22 protein-coding genes and 1 tRNA gene are annotated in these 21,396 nt (G+C 67.0%); 7 read left to right on the top strand and 16 right to left on the bottom strand.

The features are described from left to right. The first annotated feature begins 7 nt into the window (after positions 1–7). Together accC and aat are read left to right on the top strand one after the other, a co-directional pair. The gene (gene accC, locus I0K15_RS15930; RefSeq protein ID WP_196102473.1) at positions 8–1,357 is read left to right on the top strand and encodes an acetyl-CoA carboxylase biotin carboxylase subunit; all 1,350 of its coding nucleotides are present in this window, start codon (positions 8–10) and stop codon (positions 1,355–1,357) included. Between the two features lie 12 nt (positions 1,358–1,369). Beyond that, on the top strand, positions 1,370–2,020 hold the full coding sequence (aat, locus tag I0K15_RS15925) for a leucyl/phenylalanyl-tRNA--protein transferase (protein ID WP_196102472.1): 651 nt from the start codon (positions 1,370–1,372) through the stop codon (positions 2,018–2,020). A gap of 6 nt (positions 2,021–2,026) precedes the next feature. On the opposite strand, the gene I0K15_RS15920 is transcribed toward aat, so the two are convergent. The 7 genes from I0K15_RS15920 to I0K15_RS15890 all read right to left on the bottom strand — a co-directional run bounded on the left by I0K15_RS15920 (position 2,027) and on the right by I0K15_RS15890 (position 7,211). Continuing rightward, on the bottom strand, positions 2,027–2,464 hold the full coding sequence (locus I0K15_RS15920; RefSeq protein ID WP_196102471.1) for a DUF2155 domain-containing protein: 438 nt from the start codon (positions 2,462–2,464) through the stop codon (positions 2,027–2,029). Then, entirely contained in the window at positions 2,449–3,198 is a 750-nt protein-coding gene (locus I0K15_RS15915; protein ID WP_196102470.1) for a class I SAM-dependent methyltransferase, read from the bottom strand. Before I0K15_RS15915 ends, I0K15_RS15920 begins: the two co-directional genes overlap by 16 nt. Then, positions 3,188–3,634: an outer membrane lipid asymmetry maintenance protein MlaD gene (mlaD, locus tag I0K15_RS15910; RefSeq protein WP_196102469.1), complete on the bottom strand. Its 447-nt coding sequence runs from the start codon at positions 3,632–3,634 to the stop codon at positions 3,188–3,190. Before mlaD ends, I0K15_RS15915 begins: the two co-directional genes overlap by 11 nt. A gap of 5 nt (positions 3,635–3,639) precedes the next feature. Then, positions 3,640–4,020, bottom strand: coding sequence for an NADH:ubiquinone oxidoreductase subunit NDUFA12 (locus I0K15_RS15905; RefSeq protein ID WP_196102468.1), 381 nt, complete (start codon positions 4,018–4,020; stop codon positions 3,640–3,642). Positions 4,021–4,456: 436 nt separating this feature from the next. Then, positions 4,457–4,798, bottom strand: coding sequence for a VOC family protein (locus I0K15_RS15900; protein ID WP_230374155.1), 342 nt, complete (start codon positions 4,796–4,798; stop codon positions 4,457–4,459). A gap of 89 nt (positions 4,799–4,887) precedes the next feature. Beyond that, positions 4,888–6,153, bottom strand: a complete 1,266-nt coding sequence (gene clpX, locus I0K15_RS15895) for an ATP-dependent Clp protease ATP-binding subunit ClpX (protein ID WP_196102466.1) — start codon at positions 6,151–6,153, stop codon at positions 4,888–4,890. 428 nt (positions 6,154–6,581) lie between these two features. Next, positions 6,582–7,211 carry an ATP-dependent Clp protease proteolytic subunit gene (locus I0K15_RS15890; protein ID WP_196102465.1) on the bottom strand — a complete coding sequence of 210 codons (630 nt, stop codon included), beginning with the start codon at positions 7,209–7,211 and terminating at the stop codon, positions 6,582–6,584. A 262-nt stretch (positions 7,212–7,473) separates the two neighbouring features. On the opposite strand from I0K15_RS15890, the gene I0K15_RS15885 reads away from it, so the two are divergent. Further along, positions 7,474–8,244, top strand: a complete 771-nt coding sequence (locus I0K15_RS15885) for a nitrilase-related carbon-nitrogen hydrolase (protein ID WP_196102464.1) — start codon at positions 7,474–7,476, stop codon at positions 8,242–8,244. Next, complete coding sequence (locus I0K15_RS15880) at positions 8,241–9,887, top strand: flavin monoamine oxidase family protein (RefSeq protein WP_196102463.1); 1,647 nt, start codon at positions 8,241–8,243, stop codon at positions 9,885–9,887. Before I0K15_RS15885 ends, I0K15_RS15880 begins: the two co-directional genes overlap by 4 nt. 275 nt (positions 9,888–10,162) lie before the next feature. Here the strand turns inward: I0K15_RS15880 and I0K15_RS15875 are convergent, their stop codons facing one another. The 4 genes from I0K15_RS15875 to I0K15_RS15860 all read right to left on the bottom strand — a co-directional run bounded on the left by I0K15_RS15875 (position 10,163) and on the right by I0K15_RS15860 (position 13,942). Then, on the bottom strand, positions 10,163–10,771 hold the full coding sequence (locus I0K15_RS15875; RefSeq protein WP_196102462.1) for a hypothetical protein: 609 nt from the start codon (positions 10,769–10,771) through the stop codon (positions 10,163–10,165). Between the two features lie 71 nt (positions 10,772–10,842). Continuing rightward, the gene (gene tig / locus I0K15_RS15870) at positions 10,843–12,174 is read right to left on the bottom strand and encodes a trigger factor (RefSeq protein ID WP_196102461.1); all 1,332 of its coding nucleotides are present in this window, start codon (positions 12,172–12,174) and stop codon (positions 10,843–10,845) included. Between the two features lie 57 nt (positions 12,175–12,231). Beyond that, positions 12,232–12,316: transfer RNA gene (locus I0K15_RS15865), tRNA-Leu, on the bottom strand. 66 nt (positions 12,317–12,382) lie between these two features. Then, positions 12,383–13,942, bottom strand: coding sequence for an NAD(P)H-hydrate dehydratase (locus tag I0K15_RS15860; RefSeq protein WP_196102460.1), 1,560 nt, complete (start codon positions 13,940–13,942; stop codon positions 12,383–12,385). Positions 13,943–14,108: 166 nt separating this feature from the next. Between I0K15_RS15860 and I0K15_RS15855 the strand changes: the two genes are divergently transcribed. Both I0K15_RS15855 and glnA read left to right on the top strand, forming a co-directional pair. Further along, entirely contained in the window at positions 14,109–14,447 is a 339-nt protein-coding gene (locus tag I0K15_RS15855) for a P-II family nitrogen regulator (protein ID WP_196102459.1), read from the top strand. A 46-nt stretch (positions 14,448–14,493) separates the two neighbouring features. After that, the gene (glnA, locus tag I0K15_RS15850) at positions 14,494–15,903 is read left to right on the top strand and encodes a type I glutamate--ammonia ligase (RefSeq protein ID WP_196102458.1); all 1,410 of its coding nucleotides are present in this window, start codon (positions 14,494–14,496) and stop codon (positions 15,901–15,903) included. Positions 15,904–15,956: 53 nt separating this feature from the next. Here glnA and I0K15_RS15845 read toward each other — a convergent pair whose 3' ends face one another. The 4 genes from I0K15_RS15845 to I0K15_RS15830 form a co-directional block, all read right to left on the bottom strand. Then, a complete protein-coding gene (locus I0K15_RS15845) occupies positions 15,957–16,529 on the bottom strand; it encodes a hypothetical protein (RefSeq protein WP_196102457.1) in 573 nt (190 codons plus the stop codon). Between the two features lie 80 nt (positions 16,530–16,609). Next, on the bottom strand, positions 16,610–17,413 hold the full coding sequence (locus I0K15_RS15840; protein WP_196102456.1) for a crotonase/enoyl-CoA hydratase family protein: 804 nt from the start codon (positions 17,411–17,413) through the stop codon (positions 16,610–16,612). Continuing rightward, positions 17,410–18,297: a heme-dependent oxidative N-demethylase family protein gene (locus I0K15_RS15835; RefSeq protein WP_230374154.1), complete on the bottom strand. Its 888-nt coding sequence runs from the start codon at positions 18,295–18,297 to the stop codon at positions 17,410–17,412. Before I0K15_RS15835 ends, I0K15_RS15840 begins: the two co-directional genes overlap by 4 nt. After that, entirely contained in the window at positions 18,281–18,508 is a 228-nt protein-coding gene (locus tag I0K15_RS15830) for a hypothetical protein (RefSeq protein ID WP_196102455.1), read from the bottom strand. The genes I0K15_RS15835 and I0K15_RS15830 overlap by 17 nt, the downstream gene beginning before the upstream one ends. Before the next feature lie 197 nt (positions 18,509–18,705). Here I0K15_RS15830 and dddP point away from each other — a divergent pair, with 197 nt between their 5' ends. Continuing rightward, on the top strand, positions 18,706–20,028 hold the full coding sequence (gene dddP / locus I0K15_RS15825; protein ID WP_196102454.1) for a dimethylsulfonioproprionate lyase DddP: 1,323 nt from the start codon (positions 18,706–18,708) through the stop codon (positions 20,026–20,028). A 107-nt stretch (positions 20,029–20,135) separates the two neighbouring features. Here the strand turns inward: dddP and I0K15_RS15820 are convergent, their stop codons facing one another. Further along, positions 20,136–21,395, bottom strand: a complete 1,260-nt coding sequence (locus I0K15_RS15820; RefSeq protein WP_196102453.1) for a glutamate-5-semialdehyde dehydrogenase — start codon at positions 21,393–21,395, stop codon at positions 20,136–20,138. Position 21,396: the final 1 nt, after the last annotated feature.

Genomic DNA, 21,396 nt, shown 5'->3' with positions numbered 1-21,396 from the left:
GGCGCCCATGTTCAAGAAGGTCCTGATCGCCAACCGGGGCGAGATCGCGCTGCGCATCCACCGCGCGTGCAAGGAAATGGGCATCCAGACCGTCGCGGTGCACTCCACCGCCGACAGCGACGCGATGCATGTGCGCATGGCCGACGAGAGCGTGTGCATCGGCCCGCCCGCGGGGGCGCAAAGCTACCTCTCCATCCCCAACATCATCTCCGCCTGCGAGATCACGGGGGCAGACGCGGTCCATCCCGGCTACGGCTTCCTGAGCGAGAACGCCAGCTTCTCCCAGATCGTGGCGGATCACGGCATCACCTTCATCGGGCCGTCCGCGGACCACATCAACGTGATGGGCGACAAGATCGCGGCGAAGGAGACGATGAAGCGGCTCGGCGTGCCTTGCGTTCCCGGCTCCGACGGCGGCGTCGGCACGCTGGAGGAGGCGCGCAAGATCGCGGAGGAGATGGGCTTCCCGGTGATCATAAAGGCGGCCGCCGGTGGCGGCGGTCGTGGGATGAAGGTGGCCCTGTCGCCCGAGGATCTCGACGTCGCCTTCCAGTCGGCCCGGTCCGAGGCGAAGGCCGCCTTCGGCGACGATGCGGTCTATATCGAGAAGTACCTCCAGCTGCCCCGCCACATCGAGGTCCAGGTCTTCGGCGACGGGCGCGGCAATGCCGTGCATCTGGGTGAGCGGGACTGCTCGCTACAGCGCCGCCACCAGAAGGTCTTCGAGGAGGCGCCCTCCCCCGTCATCGATGCGGAAACGCGCGCGAGGATCGGCAAGACCTGCGCGGATGCGGTCGCGGCGATCAACTATATCGGCGCCGGCACCATCGAGTTCCTCTACGAGAACGGCGAGTTCTACTTCATCGAGATGAACACCCGCTTGCAGGTCGAGCACCCGGTGACGGAGGCGATCTACGGCGTGGACCTCGTGCAGGAGCAGATTCGCGTCGCCGCCGGCCAGCCCATGTCCTTCAAGCAGGAAGACCTGGTGCCCCACGGCCACGCGATCGAATGTCGCATCAACGCGGAAAAACTGCCGGATTTCCGGCCTTCTCCCGGTGATATCAAGGCGTTCCATGCCCCCGGGGGACTGGGTGTGCGCATGGATAGTGCCATTTATGCCGGGTATCGAATCCCGCCCTACTACGACAGTCTTATTGGCAAGCTGATCGTTCACGGCAAGGATCGGCGCGAAGCGCTCGCCCGACTCGACCGGGCCCTCAGCGAGTTCGTGGTGGAAGGGATCGACACGACGCTTCCGCTCTTTCACGCGCTGCTGCGGGCCGAGGGGGTTCAGACGGGCGACTACAATATCCATTGGCTGGAGAAGTGGCTCGCCACCAACTTCGAGAACTGACCGACAGGACCCATGCCCCGCGACGCACCGGAGATCACGCCTGAACTTCTGTTGAATGCGTATGCAGCTGGTGTGTTCCCAATGGCGGAACACCGCACCGGGCCGACCCAGTGGGTCGACCCGCAGCGCCGGGGGATCATCCCGCTCGACGGGCTCCACATCTCACGGAGCCTCGCGAAGCGGATCCGGCGGGGCGGTTTCTCGGTCACGTTCGACACGGCGTTCGGGACCGTGGTGCGCGCCTGCTCCGATCGCGAGGAGACGTGGATCAACGACGAGATCTTCGCGCTCTACAGCCAGCTCCACACCATGGGCTTTGCGCATTCCATCGAGATCCGGCAGGGCAGCCTGCTCGTCGGTGGGCTCTACGGCGTGCGGCTCGGTGCGGCCTTCTTCGGGGAGAGCATGTTCAGCCGGGCGAGCGACGCGTCGAAGGTGGCGCTGGTCTGGCTGCTGGCGCGGCTCAACGCGGGCGGCTTCCGGCTGCTCGACACGCAGTTCGTGACCTCCCACCTGACGCGGATGGGTGCGATCGAGGTGAGCCGGGCCGCTTATCATCGGCGGTTGGCGCAGGCGCTGACGGTGAGGGCGGACTGGAATGCCCTGCCTGCCGACGCCGCGCCCGAGGACGTGCTGCGCCTCGCCCGGACCGCGCTGCCCTGAGGGCGCTCAGCCGGTGCTGCCATCCCCGCAGGAGGTCACCCACACGTCGTAGCGCGGGTGGTCGAGCGCGTTGAGCGCGGGCGACGACGCGATCATCCAGCCGGAGAAGCGCGGCTCATCCTCGCGCCGGTCCAGGATCTCGACGAAGGCGTAGGCGTCGGGCTTCTCGCCCGCAGCAGGGCTGCGGCAGGCGTCGAGGCGGATGGTCAGCCGCTCGTATTCCACGGTCTCTCCCACGGTCACGTCGATGTCGCGGGCAAGGCCCGTCATCTTGTCGAGGCCGCGCAGGGTCGCCGTCTCCCGCGGGACGGAGGTCACCGCGCCGCGCTGCGGGGCCGCTTCCGCCCCGCCGAAGTCGCGGCGCAGGTCTTCGAGGATGTCCTGCTCGACCTGCGCCGCAGCAGGCATGGCGAGACAGGCCAGCAAAATCAGGGTTTTACGCATGAGAACCTCAGTCTGACATAGTCGGCGGTCCAGTTGCCCGCGCCGTCGCGCAGGGCCGGGGCAGCAAGCTCGGTGACGCGGTCGAGGAAGGCCTCGCGGTCGCCCGGCACCTTGCCGAGCACCGGGGCGGCCAGCGTCTCCAGCCACGCGCGCATGCCCGACGCGACCGGCGTGGGGCGCGGGATCAACTCGGCACTTTCGACCCGGAAGCCGCGCTCGGCGAGGAGGGTGGCGTATTCGTCGGGCGTGGGAAAGTACCAGATGTCCTTCAGGTCCGCCGTCTGCCCGGCCTCCGACAGGGCCGCGATCAGCGCCGTGCGGATCGCGGCCACGTTGCCCATGCCGCCGAACTCGCCAACGAATCGCCCGCCGGGTTTCAGCGCGTTCCAGACGCCGAGGATCACCGCCCGCGGCTCCGTCATCCAGTGGAGTGCGGCGTTGGAGAAGACCGCGTCGAAGCCGCCGTCGAAGATCAGGGAGTGCCCGTCCATCACCCGCGCGTCCAGCCCGCGGGCCTGTGCTGCGGCCACCATGTCAGCGGAGCCGTCGACGCCGGTGACCACCGCCCCCGCATCGCGCAGCCGCGCGGTCAGTGCGCCGTCACCGCAGCCGAGATCTAGGATGCGCTCACCGGGCATCGGCGCCAGCAGGTCCAGCACCGGGCTGCCGAGGTCAGAGACGAAGCGCGCATGGGCGGCGTAGCCCTGCGCGGACCAGGCGTCCTTACTCGGCACCCTGACCGGTCCCGAAGGCGATCATCAGGTCGAGCAGACTGACAGAGCCTTGCGTGTTCAGGATCGCAGCCCCGTCCTCCAGCATGAAGTCGGAGGCACCGGGCGTGATGGAGACGTAGTTCCCGCCCAGAAGGCTCTCGGACAGGATGCGCGCATCGCTGTCCTCGGGGATCTGCACCTCGGTCTCGAGCGATAGCGTCGTCACCGCTTCGAAGGTCTGGGGATCGAGCGAGACGCCCGTCACCGTGCCGATCTTCACGCCGGACATCCGCACATCGGTGCCGGAGCCGACACCGTCCGCGGTGCGGAAGGCGGCGGTCAGCATGTAGCCGTTGCCGACCCGGCCGACATCGGCGGTTTGCGCGGCATAGGCGAGAAAGCCGCCGGCCGCGACGAGGACAACCGCTCCGATCACGGTTTCCGCTACGTTCTGCATGGGGGTCACTCCGGCTGCCATGCCTCGTAGTCGCCACGCACCTGCGGGCGGCTCTCCGGCGTCAGGATCGAACCGGGCGGGCGATAGGCGAGGGCCGTGCCGGTCATGTTCTCCTGATGAGGCTTCTCCCACGCCTTGCGCACCAGCGGCAGCTCGGTCGGCGGCTTGTCCCAGGTGTGGTGCAGCCAGCCGTGCCATTCGGGCGAGATGCGCGAGGCCTCCATGTCGCCGTTATAGATGACCCAGCGCCGCTTGCCGCCGGCCTTCTGGTAGAAAACGTTGCCCTGCTCGTCCTCACCCACCTTTTCGCCGTGGCGGGCGGTGAAGATCTGGGTTCCGATGGTGGCCGTGTTCCACCAGGTCAGAAGGCGCAGGATAAAGTTCATCCGAGGGCTCCAAGGCTCGATTGACCGCATATGTACTCATTCGGCGGGGCAGGTCCAGTGGTGGTTTCTTCGCGCCACAGCACAGCCCCGAAAAAGTCGCCGCGCATGTCGATCGGGCTTGCGGCCGGTCGCGGGGTGCGGCAGTTTACCCTACGTAAGCTCACGATTCTGTGAGGTGAGACGGGGTCTCTATCGGCGGAATTTCGCTGTCCTCGATCGCCTCGTAGTTTATATCGGCGTGATAGGGCTTACCTAGAGACGAGATTTCGAACCCGGCAGGATAACTCCCCCCAACTCTGTCCTCGCCGGCGGGACCGCTGCGATTGCTCCCCCCTACCCCCAATGCAATCGTGGCGGTCTCCTCCAAACCGCCCGAATGAGCGCGCCCGGCGGCCTGACTGGCCCCGGGCGTAAGTCGTTGAGGGCAAAGCGTTCTTCACAGGTCGTGATGGATGTGGATGAGGTGGCCGTCCCCGTCGCGGACGGTGAACTGCCGCAAGCCCCAAGGCTTGTCCGCCAGCGGATCCACGATGTCGGCGCCCAGAGCGGTCAGATCGCGGCAGGCGGCATCGACATCCGCGGCGAAGATCCAGAGGGTCACGGGAGCGATCGGGCCATCTACTCCGCGCAGGAAGATCGCGCAGGCGCCGTGGGCGACGGCGCCGATCCGGCCGTCCTCGTTGTGCCATGCGATCGTGAAGCCGAGGCGGTCGCGGTAGTGGATCTGAGCCGCGATCACATCGCGGACGGGAAGCTCGGGCGTCGCTTGGGCAAACACGTGTCGGTCTCCCTTCGATTCTGTTCGCATCACCCCAAAAGAAAAAGGGCGCCCGAACGGCGCCCTGTCTCGCTACCTTCCGACCGCGATCAGCCCGCGGTGGCCGGTTCCTTCTTGCTGTCGGCGTAGACGAGGATCGGCTTGCCCTCGCCCTCGATCGCGTCGGCCTTGACCACGACCTCCTCCACACCGTCGAGGCCGGGCAGGTCGAACATGGTGTCGAGCAGCACGCCCTCAAGGATGGAGCGCAGGCCGCGCGCGCCGGTCTTGCGCTCGATCGCCTTCTTCGCCACGGCGCTGAGCGCGTCGTCGGTGAAGGTGAGCTTCGCGTCCTCCATCTCGAAGAGGCGCTGGTACTGCTTGACCAGGGCGTTCTTCGGCTCGGAGAGGATCGTGACGAGCGCGTCTTCGTCGAGGTCGCGCAAGGTGGCAATCACCGGCAGACGGCCGACGAATTCCGGGATCAGGCCGAATTTCAGCAGATCCTCCGGTTCCAGCTCGGCGAAGAGTTCCCCGATGCCGCGATCATCCTCGGCCCGGACATCGGCGCCGAAGCCCATGGCCGTGCCTTTGTTCCGCTGGGCGATGATCTTGTCGAGGCCCGCGAAGGCGCCGCCGCAGATGAAGAGAATGTTGGTCGTGTCCACCTGCAGGAATTCCTGCTGGGGATGCTTGCGCCCGCCCTGCGGCGGAACGGAGGCGACGGTGCCCTCCATGATCTTCAAGAGCGCCTGCTGCACACCCTCGCCCGAGACGTCACGGGTGATCGAGGGGTTGTCGGACTTGCGGGAGATCTTGTCGACCTCGTCGATATAGACGATGCCGCGCTGCGCCCGCTCCACGTTGTATTCGGCCGATTGCAGCAGCTTGAGGATGATGTTTTCCACATCCTCACCCACGTAACCCGCCTCGGTCAGCGTCGTCGCATCCGCCATGGTGAAAGGCACGTCGAGGATACGGGCGAGCGTCTGCGCGAGCAGCGTCTTGCCGCAGCCCGTCGGGCCGATCAGCATGATGTTGGACTTCGCGAGCTCCACATCGGTGTTCTTCTGCGCGTGGTCCAGCCGCTTGTAGTGGTTGTGGACCGCGACGGAGAGCACCCGCTTCGCCTGCGCCTGTCCGATGACGTAGTCGTCGAGCACCTGGCAGATCTCCTGCGGGCTCGGCACGCCTTCGGACGACTTCACGAGGCCAGACTTCGTCTCCTCGCGAATAATGTCGGTACACAGGCCCACGCATTCATCGCAAATGAATACGGTCGGACCCGCGATGAGCTTTCGCACTTCATGCTGGCTCTTGCCGCAGAACGAGCAGTAGAGCGTATTCTTCGAGTCGCTTCCGCCGGACTTGCTCATCGGGACCTCCTCTCACCGGGAAACCCTGCCGGTGATCCAATACTTCTCAAGTGGAACACCGCCGGTTCCGGAATGACAAGGCGGGCCGCGCATTTTTCGGTCCGTCCGTGTCAGTTTCACGCATTCCGCGTTGACGTTCAGTGTGTTCGGTACGCCACGTCACCGGAACATCGCCGCGCCTTCGTCTCGCTTCGGAACGTTCGGCGTGCCGGCCCTGCCGCGGGCCCCATCGCTGCGCCGTCCGCCCGGTCCTTCCGGGGTGGGATGCGGCGCCACGATGGGCGCCAGGCGAATCCGTTCCCGTCTGGCCGACCTCCTTACCCGCGTTCGCACCGGTATTCCACCAGCCCTTAGTCCACCATCCGGCGGCTGCGGCTGGCAAGACACGGGATCGCGCGGGGCGCTCAACTCTCGGTGTCTGCCGGGCCTCAGCCCTCGTCGTCGCCCATCTCGGACCGGCGCTCGACGATCTGGTCGATCAGGCCCCAGTCCTTCGCCATCTCGGGCGTCATGAAGTTGTCGCGCTCCAGAGCCTCCTCGACCGTGGCGTAGTCCTGGCCCGTGTGCTCGACATAGATCTCGTTCAGCCTCTTCTTCAGCGCCTGCGTCTCCTGCGCGTGAATCATGATGTCGGACGCCTTGCCCTGATACCCGCCGGAGGGTTGATGAACCATTATCCGGCTGTTGGGGAGCGCGAAGCGCATGTCCTTCTCACCCGCCGTCAGCAGGAGCGAGCCCATGGAGGCCGCCTGTCCCACGCAGAGGGTCGAGACCTTCGGACGGATGAGCTGCATGGTGTCGTAGATCGAGAGGCCCGACGTCACCACCCCGCCCGGGGAGTTGATGTACATCGCGATCTCTTTCTTCGGGTTCTCGGCCTCCAGCCACAGAAGCTGGGCGACGATAAGCGTCGACATGCCGTCATGGACGGGGCCGGACACGAACACGATCCGCTCCTTGAGGAGGCGCGAGAAGATGTCGTAGGCCCGTTCGCCGCGCGCCGACTGCTCGACGACCATGGGCACGAGATTCATGTAGGTTTCGATTGGGTCTTTCATGGATCGTGCCTCGCTGGGGTGGGCGCGGGGCTGCGCGCGCCCGTTCGGACGGGATGATCCCGCTACCGGGATCGTCCCGGGATTGGGAAAGTCCTCGTAGGTGTAATGTCGGGGTGAGGGGTCTGCAAGGGCGCCCGGCGCGCGGAGTGCGTGCGTGGGTGATCGCCTCCGGCGGGGATATTTTCAGGACAGATGAAGGCGGGTCGGGTTGACCCCGGCCATGGGGGCGGCATGGTCGTGCGGCGAAATGCCCGGAGGCCCCATGCGCATCGCCCTCTTCCAGACCGAACCCGTCTCCGATCCCGCGATCGCGGCCGAGCGACTGGCAGCGGCAGCGGCCGAGGCGGCATCGGGCGGGGCAGATATACTGATCACGCCGGAGATGTATCTGAGCGGCTACACGGTCGGGCGGACACGGCTGGCGGAGCTGGAAGCGCCCATCGGCGAGGGTGTCTGGAAGTCGGCGGCCAAAGCGGCGTGCTCGGCCGGGATCGCGGTGCTTGCGGGTGGGCCCGAGGCGGGCGGCTTCAATTCCTGCGCTCTGTTCGATGCGGGGGGCGCGGTGGTCGCGACTTGCCGCAAGACGCATCTTTACGGCGACGTCGATGCGGCGCAGTTCACGCCAGGCGAGGCTCTCGCGGAGGTGGTCGCGTTCGGCGGCCTGCGCCTCGGCCTCGCCATCTGCTTCGACATCGAGTTTCCTGAGGTCGCCCGCACCCTCACGCGGCGCGGCGCGGAGGCGATGCTCGTGCCCACCGCCAACATGCATCCCTATATCGGCGTGCCAGAGCGGCTGGTTCCCGCCCGCGCGCAGGAGAACGGGGTGGCGCTTGCCTACGCCAACTATTGCGGCGCCGACGGCGTTTTCGACTATTGCGGACGCTCCTGCATCGTGGGCGCCGATGGCGACGATCTCGCGCGCGCAGGCGAAGCGCCCGGGCTGATCTTCGCCGATATCACGCGGGAGGGCGTGACGCGGGTCCGCGCCGATCTCGACTATCTCTTCCAGACCCGGACGGAGCTCTATGAATGAGCCCTGATGTGACGGCCTTCGGGCCTGACTTCCCCTTCGGTTACGACAAATGGCTCGGCCACCCCGCCGGCCTCGGCACCATTCCGGCCGAGAAGCACGGTGCGAAGGTCGCCGTCATCGGCGCCGGCATGGCCGGGATCGTGGCGGGCTACGAGCTGATGCGGATGGGACTGCACCCCGTCTTCTACGAGCCGGGGCGGATCGGCGGACGGCTGCGCTCGGAGCCCTTCACCGGGCAAACCGACATCGTGGCGGAGCTGGGGGGCATGCGCTTTCCGACCTCCTCGCGCGCCTTCTACCACTACGTGAAGAAGCTGGGGCTGGAGACGCGCCCCTTCCCCAACCCGCTGACCGAAGCCGCAGGCTCCACCGTCATCGAGATCGAGGGACAGAAGCACTATGCCGAGCGGCTGGAGGACCTGCCACCGCTCTACCGCGAGGTGGCCGAGGCCTATGACGCGGCACTCGAGGAAGGCGCGCGTTTCTCCGACCTCAAGGCCGCCATCGCCGCCCGCGACGTGGCCCGGATCAAGGAGATCTGGGACCCGCTGGTCGACGCTTGGGACGAGCGGACGTTCTACGACTTCGTGGTCTCGTCGGAGGCGTTCCGCAAGCTCTCCTTCCACCATCGCGAGGTGTTCGGGCAGGTGGGCTTCGGCACCGGGGGGTGGGACAGCGACTTCCCCAACTCGATGCTGGAGATCCTGCGGGTGAACCTGACGGAGCTCGACGACAACCAGCGCTTCATCGTCGGCGGGGCGGACCAGGTGCCCAAGGGGCTGTGGGCGCACGCGCCGGCGGGGCCGATGCACTGGTCCCCGGGCACGTCGCTGAAGACGCTCAACGCCGGCGCGCCCCGTCCCGGTGCAGCGCGGCTGTTCCGCGAGGGGGAGCGGATCGGGGTGACGGATGTCTGGGGGCATACGGAGCTCTACGACGCAGCCGTCGTCACCTGTCAGAGCTGGCTGCTCACCACCGCCATCGACACGGAGGAGGCGCTGTTCTCGCCGAAGCTCTGGATGGCGCTCGACCGCACCCGCTACATGCAATCGTCGAAGACCTTCGTGATGACAGACCGCGCGTTCTGGCGGAACCGCGATGCCGAAGGGCGGGAGGTGATGAGCATGACCCTCACCGACCGGCTGACGCGGGGGACCTACCTGCTCGACCAGGGCGAGGGGCGGCCGGGCGTGATGTGCCTCACCTATTCCTGGATGACGGACGCTTTGAAGATGCTGCCACTGCCGGTGGAAAAGCGGGTGGCACTGGCTCTTTCGGCGCTGGAGAAGATCTACCCGGACGTCGACATCCGCAGCCACATCATCGGCGATCCGATCACGGTGAGTTGGGAGGCGGACCCCAACTTCCTCGGCGCCTTCAAGGGAGCGCTGCCGGGGCACTACCGCTACAACCACCGCATGTACCGCCACTTCATGCAGGGCGAGATGCCCCGGCACGAACGCGGCGTGTTCCTCGCGGGCGACGACGTGAGCTGGACCCCCGGCTGGGTCGAGGGCGCGGTGTCCACGGCGCTGAACGCGGTCTGGGGCGTCATGCGCCACCTCGGCGGCCGCACGGAGCGCGTCAACCCGGGGCCCGGGGACATGTGGGACGAACTGGGGCCGGTGCGGCTGGGGGAGTAGGGACGGCGCTCCACCGGTACACCCACCACCGTGGTCATCCTCGGGCTCGACCCGAGGATCTCCAGCGTCAAGAGATGGTCCAGTCAAGCCGGACCATGGCGACCGTACGACGCGGTGAGGGCCGCGCCCGACCTGGGGGGGCGCTTGCGGGACGGCTTTGATGGGTCCGCCCTTTCAAGCATCGACGTCGCGCTTTCTGCATCCGACATCGCCAACGCGCCCTCCGGGGGGAGGTCGGGCGCGGCCCGGCGGTGCCGCCGGGCGAAGCGGGCTGGCTAGCTTCCAGAGAGATCAAACACCGGATAGCGGGGAGTGAGTGCGGGATGCCCCCGAAGCATGAGGTAAAGCCGGCCGATGACCGACTGTTGCACGGGTTTCCAGTTCTTCAGCCAATCGCGGACGTCTTCCGCGTGCAGGTAGGGCTCATCAGAATGAAAGACAAGGTAGTCGATGAATAGACCACTATCACCTTCGTATTTACTCAAAGCACTTCTGATCGCACCTTGAAGGCGTTGACGAAACTCTTCCTCAGACCAAAGAGCATTTGAAAAAGCCGGATCACAGTGACTACCGCGCGCCTCGCCTTTCGATATTGAACCAAGCACTTCGCCTTTGACAAACTCTTTGAGTTCAATGCCGACTTTCTTCCCCTCCACATAGCCCCAGCAGTCCGGCCGGTTTTCACCGGTTGATTGGATGTCAGTCACATCCAGTCCATACGTGACTCTCATCGAACGCGCCCACTCTTCGGCCGCATCGCACTCGACAATAGCCTTCGCAACGTCCTGCGGGATATCCGATCGACGGGCGTAAAGTGAAGCATGTCCGCGCCTATCCATAGCTGCGGCCCACGCTTTCAAACTCGACAACTCGTTATCGTCCATCGCTGTGCTCCAAAATCAAAAAGGGACGCCGATACGGGCGTCCCTTCGTTCATCGCAACTTTGAAAGGGGCTCAGCCTTCGTCCATGGCCTCGATGGCCTTTTGCAGGTCGTCCTTGGAGACCTGCTTTTCCTCGATCTTCGCCAGCTCGAGGATGTAGTCGACCACCTTGTCCTCGAAGAGGGGCGCGCGGATCTGCTGGAGGGCCTGCTGGTTCTTCTGCACGAACTCGAAGAAGGCGCGCTCCTGGCCCGGATACTGCTGCGCCTGGCGGAAGACCGCCTGCTGCATTTCCTGGTCGGAGACGGTGATCTCCTGCTTCTGGCCGACCTCGGCAAGCAGCAGGCCCAGCCGCACGCGGCGCTCGGCGAGCTTATTGTGCTCGTCGGTGGGCTCGATCTTCTCGTGATCGTGGCCCTGCACGTCGGGGTTTTCCTCGTGCCAGAGCTGGTGGGCGATCTGGTTGGCCTCGGCCTCGACCATGCTCGGCGGCAGGTCGAAGGAGACGGCCTCGTCCAGCGCATCGAGGAGGTTGCGCTTGGTCACGGTGCGCGCGGCATTGGCGTACTCGGCCGCCAGACGCTCGCGGAGCTGGCCCTTGAGCGCTTCCAGATCCTCGGCGCCGTACTTCGTTGCGAGCTCATCGTTGATCTCGGCGGGCTTCGGCTCGGCCACTTCCTTCACGGTCACGTCGAAGACGGCGGCTTTGCCGGCGAGGTTCGCGGCCTGGTACTGCTCGGGGAACGTGACCTCGACGGCCTTTTCCTCACCTTCCTTCACGCCGACGAGCTGCTCCTCGAAACCGGGGATGAAGGAGCCGGAGCCGAGCACCAGCGGGTAATCCTCGGCGGAGCCGCCCTCGAACGCCTCGCCGTCGACCTTGCCGACGAAATCGATGGTGACCTGGTCGCCGTCCTTCGCCTTGGAGCCCTTGCGGCGCTTCTCGAAGTTCTGCGCGGTGGCCGCCAGGTTCTCCAGCGCCTCCTGCACGGCCTCGTCCTCGACCTCGGCGGTCATCTTCTCGACCGTGAGGGCGGCGAAGTCGACGTCCGGGATCTCGGGCAGCGTCTCGTAGGAGACGGAGACGACGACATCGTCGCCTTCTTTCCACTCATCATTGGTCATCTTGACGTCGGGCTGCTGCGCGGGGCGGTCGCCGGTCTCGTCGAAATGCGATTTCAGCGCGTCGTCGATGCCTTCCTGCATCGCCTCGCCCAGCACGGACTTGCCGAACTGCTTCTTGAGGAGCGCCTTTGGCACCTTGCCCTTGCGGAAGCCCTTCATCTGCACTTCGGGACGGGCGGCCTCGAGCTTCTCGTCGACCTTCGCGTCGAGCTCGGCGGCCGTCATCGTGATCTCGTAGCCCCGTTTCAGGCCTTCGTTCAGGGTCTCGGTGACCTGCATCTCATACCTCAGTCTCGCGCGCCGCGCCGGGCGCCGTCATGTCTTTACCTGGCCGATTGGTGCGGGCGGAGGGACTTGAACCCCCACGCCGTGCGGCACCAGAACCTAAATCTGGCGTGTCTACCAATTCCACCACGCCCGCATCGGCCCTCTCGGAGGGCGTCCCCCGGAAAACCGGCCTCCGCTTAGCAGAGGGGCGCGGGGGACGCTAGGGGGAATTGGCGAGACGGGCGAGGACGGCGGGCAGCCGCTCGGGCAGGTCCTCGGCGATCAGGCCGGGGCCGAAGTCGAGCGCGCATTCGGTGTGGAGCCATGCGGCGGACGCCGCAGCGTCGTGCGGAGCGAAGCCACGGGCGAGGAGCCCCGTGATGAAGCCCGCGAGCACGTCCCCTGCCCCGGCGGTCGCCAGCCAGGGGGCGGCGCGCTCGTAGACGGAGGCGTTGAGCGAGGCGCGGCCGGTTGGATCCGCGATCACCGTGTCGGGGCCCTTGAGGAGGACGGTGCATCCGGCCCGGGCCGCGGCCTCTCGCGCGGCATCGACCTTGGAATAGGCGGGGCCGCTCTTGGCGGGCGTGTCGAGCTGCGCCTTCAAGTCCGGGAACAGCCGCCCAAACTCGCCCATATGCGGGGTGAGCACGCAGTTCGGATGCAGCAGATCGAACAGCGTGGCCGGGTCGTCGGCGAAGGCGGTCAGCGCGTCGGCGTCGAGCACCGTTGCGCGGTCGGCCGCAAGCGCCACTGGCACGAGATCGCGCGCCCGGTCGAGGCCGAGCCCCGGCCCGAGGCAGAGCGCGTTGAGACGGTCGTCCTCCAGCACCTCGCGCAGGGCATCGGTGTCCTTCACCGCCTTCAGCATGATCGCATCGAGCCGCACCGCACTCTCGATCACCGCGGCAGGCGGCGGCGCGAGCGTCACCAGCCCCGCCCCGATCCGCAGCGCCCCCCGCGCTGCAAGCCGCGCCGCGCCGCCCTTTCCAACCCCGCCGGAGAGGATCAGGGCATGGCCATGAGCGTACTTGTGCTCCCAGTTGTGCTTGGAGAAGCCCCTAACCCAACTAAGGCATGGAGTAACTTCTACGTATTCGCGATCGCCCCGAGGGTAGACTTGGTCATCCAAGCTGATATCAATCACGTCCAACCTTCGGATCCTGTCCGAGCAGGGTGCGAGGAAGTGGCCGACCTTCGCAGTCTGGAACGTCACGACGAGTGCCTCCGCACCCGTTACCCACAGCCTTGGGTCAGGCACCAACGGGCGTCCGCTATCGGCACATACGCCTGACAGCACATCAATACAGACGTCCGGCGCCGCACCTTGAACGATGCTGCAGAAGCGCAGCGCCTCCCCTTCGAGTGTCCGGTTCAGGCCGGTGCCGAAAACCGCGTCTATCCGCAGGTCGTAGTTGTCGAGAAGATCATCGCGCGTCACGGCCGAGCTGGCTCGCACATCCCCCAACTTCGCCCACCGCTCCGCATTCACCTTCGCGTCGGGCGGCAGGTTCTCGACCTCGCCGTAGAGGAAGACGTCGACGTCCCAGCCGCGGTCCTTCAGCAACCGGGCCACGACGAAGCCGTCGCCGCCGTTGTTGCCGGGGCCGCAGAGCACCACCGCGCGGCCCGGGCTCGCGGCAAGCTCCGGCCATTCCTCGCAGATCGCCTCGACGACGCCGTGGCCGGCACGCTCCATCAGCTCCAGCCCCGTCACGGCCCCGCTGTCCATCGCCGCCTTTTCCAGCGCGCGCATCTGGGCGGCGGTCAGCAGGTCGGTCATCGGATGGCTCCCCGAATTGCCCAGCGGAGCGGCAAACTGCACAATTCCTGTGCAGAAAACCGTGAATCGACGCAGCCGGAGTGCGGCCTACCTGCCGACCCATTGCAACAGCGTCACACGGATGCTTGGTAACGCGGGACAACCCGACGGGCAAAGGGAAGCCGACATGAAGAAGATCGAGGCGATCATCAAACCGTTCAAACTCGACGAAGTGAAGGAAGCGCTGCAGGAGGTCGGTATCCAGGGACTTTCCGTGATCGAAGCCAAGGGCTTCGGCCGCCAGAAGGGCCACACCGAGCTCTACCGCGGCGCGGAATACGTCGTAGACTTCCTGCCCAAGGTGAAGATCGAGGTTGTCGTCGACGACGCCATCGTCGAGCCGGCGGTCGAGGCCATCATCAACGCCGCGAAGACCGGCAAGATCGGCGACGGCAAGATTTTCGTGTCGGACGTGGCCCAGGCCATCCGTATCCGCACCGGAGAAGAGGGCGCGGACGCGCTCTGACACCCCCCAACAAACGACTGAACAGGGAAGAGAGGACACACACCCGATGAGTGCAAACTCCGATTTCGTGAAGATGCTCAAGGACGAGGATGTCGCCTATGTGGACATCCGCTTCACCGATCCGCGGGGCAAGCTGCAGCACGTGACCGTCATGAGCGACCAGGTCGACGAGGACTTCATGGACGAAGGCTTCATGTTCGACGGCTCCTCCATCGCGGGCTGGAAGGCGATCAACAACTCCGACATGAAGCTGCTGCCGGATGCCGGCTCGGCCTATATCGACCCGTTCTACGCCGAGAAGACCGCCTGCGTGCACTGCACCGTGATCGAGCCGGACACCGGCGAGATCTACGAGCGTGACCCGCGCGGCACCGCCGAGCGGGCCGAGGCGTACCTCAAGTCCTCCGGCATCGGCGACAGCTTCTTCGTCGGCCCCGAGGCGGAGTTCTTCGTCTTCGACGACGTGCGCTACTCGGTCGCCATGAACAAGGTGTCCTACGAGGTCGACGCGGTCGACGGCGCGTGGAACACCGATGCCGAGTTCGAGATGGGCAACATGGGCCACCGCCCGGGCGTCAAGGGCGGCTACTTCCCGGTGAACCCGGTCGATCCGGCGCAGGACCTGCGCTCCGAGATGCTGTCCACGATGAAGCGGATGGGCATGAAGGTCGACAAGCACCACCACGAGGTGGCGTCGAACCAGCACGAGCTGGGCCTGATCTTCTCCACCCTCGTGGACCAGGCGGACAACCTGCAGAAGTACAAGTACGTCATCCACAACGTGGCGGACGCCTATGGCAAGTCGGCGACCTTCATGCCGAAGCCGATGGCGGGCGACAACGGCACCGGCATGCACGTCAACATGTCGATCTGGAAGGACGGCAAGCCGCTCTTCGCCGGGGACAAGTATGCGGACCTCTCCGACGAGGCGCTCTACTTCATCGGCGGTGTGCTCAAGCACGCGAAGGCGCTCAACGCCTTCACCAACCCGTCCACCAACTCCTACAAGCGCCTGATCCCGGGCTTCGAGGCACCGGTGCTGCGCGCCTACTCCGCCCGCAACCGCTCGGGCTGCGTGCGGATCCCGTGGACGGAGAGCCCGAAGGCCAAGCGGGTCGAGGCCCGCTTCCCCGATCCGTCGGCGAACCCGTATCTCGCGTTCTCGGCGCTGCTGATGGCCGGCCTCGACGGGATCACCAACAAGATCCATCCGGGCGAAGCCAACGACAAGGATCTCTACGACCTGCCGCCCGAGGAGCTGGAAGGCATCCCGACGGTCTGCGCGAGCTTGCGCGAGGCGCTGGAGGAGCTGCAGGCCGACCACCAGTTCCTGCTGGCGGGCGACGTGTTCACCAAGGACCAGATCGACGCCTACTGCGATCTGAAATGGGAAGAGGTGTATGCCTACGAGCACACGCCGCACCCGATGGAATACGCGCTCTACTACTCGGTCTGATCCGGGCAGAGATGGTTACGGCGGGGCCCTTCGGGGCCCCGTTTCGTTTTGGCTCAGTAGGGGACGACTGCGGGCAGCAGCTCGGTGGGCCGCCGGTCGGCAGTGCACATGTCGTTGTCCGCGGGGCGCACGCCGAAATGCAGACCCTCCTCGCTGAGCGCAAGCAGGTCGTGATCCTCGCCGCAAACGGCAACGGGCTTCCACGCGGCGCAGCCCTCGGCGGAGATGTCAGCCTCCAGATTGAACGGCAGGTCGCAGGCGGCGAGGCCGGTGGCCTGCAGGATCCCCGGATCGTCGGTGAGAACCGTCACGTGCTTCCAGTCCTCGCCGAACACCGCCTCGTAGGCACCCGGCACGGCCTCGGATGGCGCTGTCACCGTATAGGCCCCGCCGGTGCGGAAGCGTAAGGTGCGCTGCGTCATCTCCGGGTCGAGCGCGTGGACAAAGTCGAGGCTCCAGTGCCCGTCCGAGAACACGAACTCGCGGGTGCCCCAGCCGCCGTACCACGGCTCGGGCGCGGGGCTGACCCACGTGCCATGCAGGGTGGAGAGGCTCGCGGCCCCGTCGGCAAGATTCGGGAGGGCAATGCACGTCGCGGCGAGCGCAAGGCGAAGGATGCGGGTCATGGGTCTGTCCTTTCGGTTGGCGAGCGGTCTACCTGCTCCCCCCGATGACCCGCGGGGGTCGGCCCGATCGACAGTCCCCATCAGATTTCCCCGAAATCCCCGCCGCGGCCCTTGCCACCGGCGAAGCGCGCGGCACCTGCCACGCCCTCGTCGCGGATGGCGGCGGCGCCGCGCTCCCACTCGGCACGCAATGCGTCGCGCTCGCTCAACCCCTGCCCCGCGATGATCGAGCGGCGGTCGGCCCGCATCGCGCCTTGCGAGAAACGGGCGATCTCGTGGGCCATCGCCTCGGCGGCGGCGCGGGCCTCGCCCTCGGGCACGACCCGTTCGCAGAGGCCGATGCGCAGGCATTCCTCCGCCTCGACCTTGCGGCCGGTCAGCGCGATCTCCAGCGCGCGGCCCTGCCCCACCAGCCGCGGCAAACGCACCGTGCCGCCATCGACGAGGCTCACGCCCCAGCGGCGGCAGTAGACGCCCACATAGGCGGTCTCGGCCATGATGCGGACGTCGGCCCAGAGCGCGAGCTCCATCCCGCCGGCAACCGCCGGTCCTTCTACGGCTGCGATAACAGGCTTCGACAGCTCCAGCCGCGACGGACCCATCGGACCGGGTTGCAGAGGGTCGTCGCGGAAGGCGAGTGGCGCGGCGACGTCGCGGTCAAAGCGTTCGGGGTCGGACAGGGTCGCGGCATATTTCAGGTCCCAACCCGCGCAGAACGCCCCGCCCGCCCCCCAGAAGACGGCGGCCTTCGCGTCGCTCTTCTCGAACCGGACGAAAGCGTCGTGGAGCGCCTCCGCATGCTCGGGGTCCACCGCGTTGCGCGCCTCGGGCCGGTCGAGGATCACGGTCCAGACGTCGCCGTCCTCCTCAACTCGAACGCTCATGCGGCCTCCTCCAGCAATGCGGCGAGCCGGGCGCGCATCGGCGCCCCGCCCTTGTAGTCGAACTCGGCGGGCGGCAGGGCATCGACGGCGGCGAGCGCACCCGCGACCTCCTCCCGGCTCAGCGTGTCGGCGGGGGAGATGTCGGTCTTGATGGTGAAGACGACCGCCCCCGTCTCCGGCAGCCGCGAGAGAGTCTGCCGTTCGGAGCGCAGCCAGAGGCGCGGACCGTCCCAGCCCTTGTCGAACTTCTCGTGCTCGCGCGTCGGCACATGCAGCTCCGGATCGGTGTAGAACAGCCAGTTCGCGCGCCAGAGCGGCCGCCCCGGCCGGATCGCGTCGAAGAAGCGCTGGACCCGGCGGGCGAGGCTTTCGGGGTAGAAGCTGACCGGCGCGTGGATGCCGAGCAGGCCCCGCCCCATCTTCTGCGCGAGGTTCCAGCGGGAGGGAAAGCAGAGCACGCCGCCCATCAGGCGATGCTCGGTCTCGCCTAGGTCCCGGTCGAGGATCAGCATATCCTCCTGCACCAGCCGCCCGATGGTCGCGAAGGGATCCGCGCGGTCGACGGGCAACGCCACACCATCCGGTCGAAGCACCAGGTCGCCCACCCCATACCCGGCATCGAGGGCAGCGAGCACCACCTCCAGCAGCTCCTGCGCAGCGGCGCGCCCGGCCGGGTCGAGCGCCAGCACCGTGCCCGGTCGCTCTGCGATCAGCCGGTCGCGATAGGCCATCTGCCCGGCAAAGACCGCGTCGCGCACCAGCCAGTCGGCCGGATCCAGCGGCTGCGCCCCCGGCGCGTGGAGCAGACGGGGGTTCATCCACGGCACCAAGGGTGCGCGCGGCAGCGTCAGCCGATCGGAGAGGGTGTCAGGAGCCCTTGCCATCCACGAAGCGGACGAAGCTCTTGTCGTTGCGGTCGAGCGGCGGCTCCTCGACCTCCATCATCTCGCCCGCCAGGTGCAGCGCCTCCGCCGTCGCCGTGTAGCCATAGCGGCTCGCCCGGGCGCGCAGCACGCGGATGTCGTGCAGCAGCTTGCCAGCCCGCGGATGCGGCGCGTCGGGAATCGCACGGTCGAAGTGACGGTCGCTCTTCATCGGCATTCCCCCGGCAGAATTGATGTTTTGGATGTCGTCCCTCGGCCACGGTAACGCGCGGCTCGAATATGACAAACTGTTTTCGCTTGACGCCGCACGGGGTGCCACGTGCCCGATCCCGACGCGGCGGTGGCGGAAACGGGACAGACCGGCCGGTAACCGCAGGGGAGCCTGCGGGAAAACCCGGGAGGCCTGTCATGACAATTCACTATTCCGACCGGCGGAAAATCAATCCGGGCCTGCGACCGGATGGCACACCTGACGACGACGACCGGGTCGAGATCGGGCCGACCCCGCTCGCCTTCGCCGAGTGGGCGGCGGCAGGGCTGGAGGCCCCCAACCTGCCCGTGATGCGCGGCGCAAGGCTGCAACGGCTGACGGAGCATCTGGCCGCGCGCGACTACGGCGCGATCCTGCTCTTCGACCCGCTCAACATCCGCTACGCGACCGATTCCACGAACATGCAGCTCTGGAACGCGCACAACCCGTTCCGCGCCTGCCTCGTGACCGCGGGCGGCCATGTGATCGTCTGGGACTTCAAGGGGCTCGGCAACCTGCTGACCGCCCACAACCCGCTGATCGCAGAGACGCGGCCGGGCTCCTCGTCGTTCTTCTACTTTTGCAATGGAGACCGGACACAGGCCCGCGCGAGCGCCTTCGCCGCCGAGGTGGATGCGGAGCTGCGCCGCCATTGCGGCACCAACCGTCGGCTGGCCATCGACAAGATCATGGTCCACGGCCTGCGCGCCTTCGAAGCGCTCGGCATCGAGGTCATGGAAGGCGAGGAGGTCACCGAGAAGGCCCGCTCCATCAAGACGCCCGAAGAGATCAAGGCCATGCGCTGCGCCGTCCACGCCTGCGAGGCGTCGGTCCGCGCGATGGAGGACGCGGTCGCCCCCGGCATGACCGAGGACGACGTCTGGGCCGTCCTCCATGCCGAGAACATCCGCCGCGGCGGTGAGTGGATCGAGACGCGGCTGCTCGCCTCCGGCCCACGGACGAATCCCTGGTTCCAGGAATGCGGACCGCGCGTGCTGAAGGAGGGCGACATCCTCGCCTTCGACACCGACCTGGTGGGCTGCTACGGCATGTGCACCGACATGAGCCGCACCTGGATCGTGGGCGATGCGGAGCCGACGCGCGAGCAGGTCGAGACCTACCGGATGTCCGTGCGGCATATCGAGGAAAACACGGCCATGCTCGCCCCCGGCGTGGCATTCCGCGACCTCTGCCATGGCGGCCATCCGCTTCCCGACGCCTTCGTGCCGCAGCGCTATGCCTCGAAGATGCACGGCGTCGGTCTCTGCGACGAGTGGCCGGCGATCCCCTACCCCGAGGACTGGGAGCCCGGTGTGTTCGAGTACGAGACGGCGCCGGGCATGATGCTGTGCGCCGAGGTCTATGCGGGGCGCGTCGGCGGGTCCTTCGGCGTGAAGCTGGAGAACCAGGTGCTGATCACCGAGACCGGGCACGAGGTGATGACGCGCTATCCCTGGGACACGCGGCTGATGGGCGGCTAGGTGGGGCTCCGCCCCGGTCGGGCCTGAAACGTGATGCGTTCATGGTAGGCCCCTGTCCTGGGGCTCTGCGCCAGACCCCGGGATACTTGCAGACAGATGAAGGCGGATCAGGGGCGGATGGTGCCGTTGCCGTCCACGAGATACTTGAAGGAGGTAAGCTGTTCGGCGCCCACCGGGCCGCGGGCGTGGAGCTTGCCGGTGGCGATGCCGATCTCGGCACCCATGCCGAACTCACCGCCATCGGCGAACTGGGTGGAGGCGTTGCGCATCAGGATCGCGCTGTCGAGCCGCTGGAAGAAGCGGTCGGCGGTGGCGTCGTCCTCGGTGACGATGGCGTCGGTGTGGTTGGAGCCGAAGCTGCGGATATGTGCGATGGCGCCGTCCACCCCGTCGACCACCTTCGCCGCGATGATCATGTCGAGGAATTCGCGGCCGTAGTCGTCGTCCTGCGCGGGGGTGACGCCCTCGATGGCTGCGAGGGTGGCGTCACCGCGGACCTCCACCCCGGCGGTGAGGAGGTCGCGGATCACGGCCTCGTGCCGGTCGAGGAAGGCACGGTCCACCAGCAGCGTCTCGGCCGCGCCACAGATGCCGGTGCGGCGCGTCTTGGCGTTGACGACGATGCGGCGGGCCTTCTCCAGATCCGCGGCGCCGTCGAGGTAGACGTGGCAGATCCCCTCGAGATGGGCGAAGACGGGCACGCGGGCCTCGGCCTGCACCCGGCCGACGAGGCCCTTGCCGCCGCGGGGCACGATCACGTCGATGTGGTCGGTCATCGTCAGCATCTCGCCCACCGCCGCGCGGTCGCGGGTGGGGACGAGCTGGACCGCGGCCTCGGGCAGGCCCGCGGCGCGCAGGCCCTCGACAAGGCAGGCGTGGATCGCACCGGAGGAATGGAAGCTCTCCGACCCGCCGCGCAGGATCACGGCGTTGCCCGATTTCAGGCAGAGCGCGCCTGCATCGGCGGTCACGTTCGGGCGGCTTTCGTAGATCACGCCGATCACGCCGATGGGCGTGCGGACGCGCCGGATGTGGAGGCCGGAGGGCATGTCCCACTCGGCCATCACGGCGCCGACCGGATCGTCCTGATCGGCGACGGAGCGCAGGCCCGCTACGATGCCGTCGATGCGCGCATCGTCGAGCTTGAGCCGGTCGAGCATGGCCGGGGAGAGGCCCTTTGCCTGGCCGTACTCCATGTCCTTCGCGTTCGCCGCGATGATCTCGGCCCGGCGGGCGGAGACGGCCTCGGCGGCGGTTTCCAGTGCGGCGCGCTTGCTCTCAGCAGTGGCGAAGGCCAGTTCGGCGGCGGCATTGCGGGCCGCTTCGCCCATCGCGGCCATCACGCCGCGCACATCCATGTCGGTCATG

Source organism: Pontivivens ytuae (assembly GCF_015679265.1).
Lineage (GTDB): Bacteria > Pseudomonadota > Alphaproteobacteria > Rhodobacterales > Rhodobacteraceae > Pontivivens > Pontivivens ytuae.
Note: the sequence above shows the minus strand (reverse complement) of the source record. Positions and strands in the feature narration are given on the sequence as shown.

Excerpts from the sequence above, each read along its gene's own strand:
- accC (WP_196102473.1), top strand. The coding sequence starts at position 8 with ATGTTCAAGAAGGTCCTGATCGCCAACCGGGGCGAGATCGCGCTGCGC.
- aat (WP_196102472.1), top strand. The coding sequence starts at position 1,370 with ATGCCCCGCGACGCACCGGAGATCACGCCTGAACTTCTGTTGAATGCG.
- I0K15_RS15920 (WP_196102471.1), bottom strand. The coding sequence starts at position 2,464 with ATGCGTAAAACCCTGATTTTGCTGGCCTGTCTCGCCATGCCTGCTGCG.
- mlaD (WP_196102469.1), bottom strand. The coding sequence starts at position 3,634 with ATGCAGAACGTAGCGGAAACCGTGATCGGAGCGGTTGTCCTCGTCGCG.
- I0K15_RS15905 (WP_196102468.1), bottom strand. The coding sequence starts at position 4,020 with ATGAACTTTATCCTGCGCCTTCTGACCTGGTGGAACACGGCCACCATC.
- clpX (WP_196102466.1), bottom strand. The coding sequence starts at position 6,153 with ATGAGCAAGTCCGGCGGAAGCGACTCGAAGAATACGCTCTACTGCTCG.
- I0K15_RS15890 (WP_196102465.1), bottom strand. The coding sequence starts at position 7,211 with ATGAAAGACCCAATCGAAACCTACATGAATCTCGTGCCCATGGTCGTC.
- I0K15_RS15885 (WP_196102464.1), top strand. The coding sequence starts at position 7,474 with ATGCGCATCGCCCTCTTCCAGACCGAACCCGTCTCCGATCCCGCGATC.
- I0K15_RS15880 (WP_196102463.1), top strand. The coding sequence starts at position 8,241 with ATGAGCCCTGATGTGACGGCCTTCGGGCCTGACTTCCCCTTCGGTTAC.
- I0K15_RS15875 (WP_196102462.1), bottom strand. The coding sequence starts at position 10,771 with ATGGACGATAACGAGTTGTCGAGTTTGAAAGCGTGGGCCGCAGCTATG.
- tig (WP_196102461.1), bottom strand. The coding sequence starts at position 12,174 with ATGCAGGTCACCGAGACCCTGAACGAAGGCCTGAAACGGGGCTACGAG.
- I0K15_RS15860 (WP_196102460.1), bottom strand. The coding sequence starts at position 13,942 with ATGACCGACCTGCTGACCGCCGCCCAGATGCGCGCGCTGGAAAAGGCG.
- I0K15_RS15855 (WP_196102459.1), top strand. The coding sequence starts at position 14,109 with ATGAAGAAGATCGAGGCGATCATCAAACCGTTCAAACTCGACGAAGTG.
- glnA (WP_196102458.1), top strand. The coding sequence starts at position 14,494 with ATGAGTGCAAACTCCGATTTCGTGAAGATGCTCAAGGACGAGGATGTC.
- I0K15_RS15845 (WP_196102457.1), bottom strand. The coding sequence starts at position 16,529 with ATGACCCGCATCCTTCGCCTTGCGCTCGCCGCGACGTGCATTGCCCTC.
- I0K15_RS15840 (WP_196102456.1), bottom strand. The coding sequence starts at position 17,413 with ATGAGCGTTCGAGTTGAGGAGGACGGCGACGTCTGGACCGTGATCCTC.
- I0K15_RS15835 (WP_230374154.1), bottom strand. The coding sequence starts at position 18,297 with ATGGCAAGGGCTCCTGACACCCTCTCCGATCGGCTGACGCTGCCGCGC.
- I0K15_RS15830 (WP_196102455.1), bottom strand. The coding sequence starts at position 18,508 with ATGAAGAGCGACCGTCACTTCGACCGTGCGATTCCCGACGCGCCGCAT.
- dddP (WP_196102454.1), top strand. The coding sequence starts at position 18,706 with ATGACAATTCACTATTCCGACCGGCGGAAAATCAATCCGGGCCTGCGA.
- I0K15_RS15820 (WP_196102453.1), bottom strand. The coding sequence starts at position 21,395 with ATGACCGACATGGATGTGCGCGGCGTGATGGCCGCGATGGGCGAAGCG.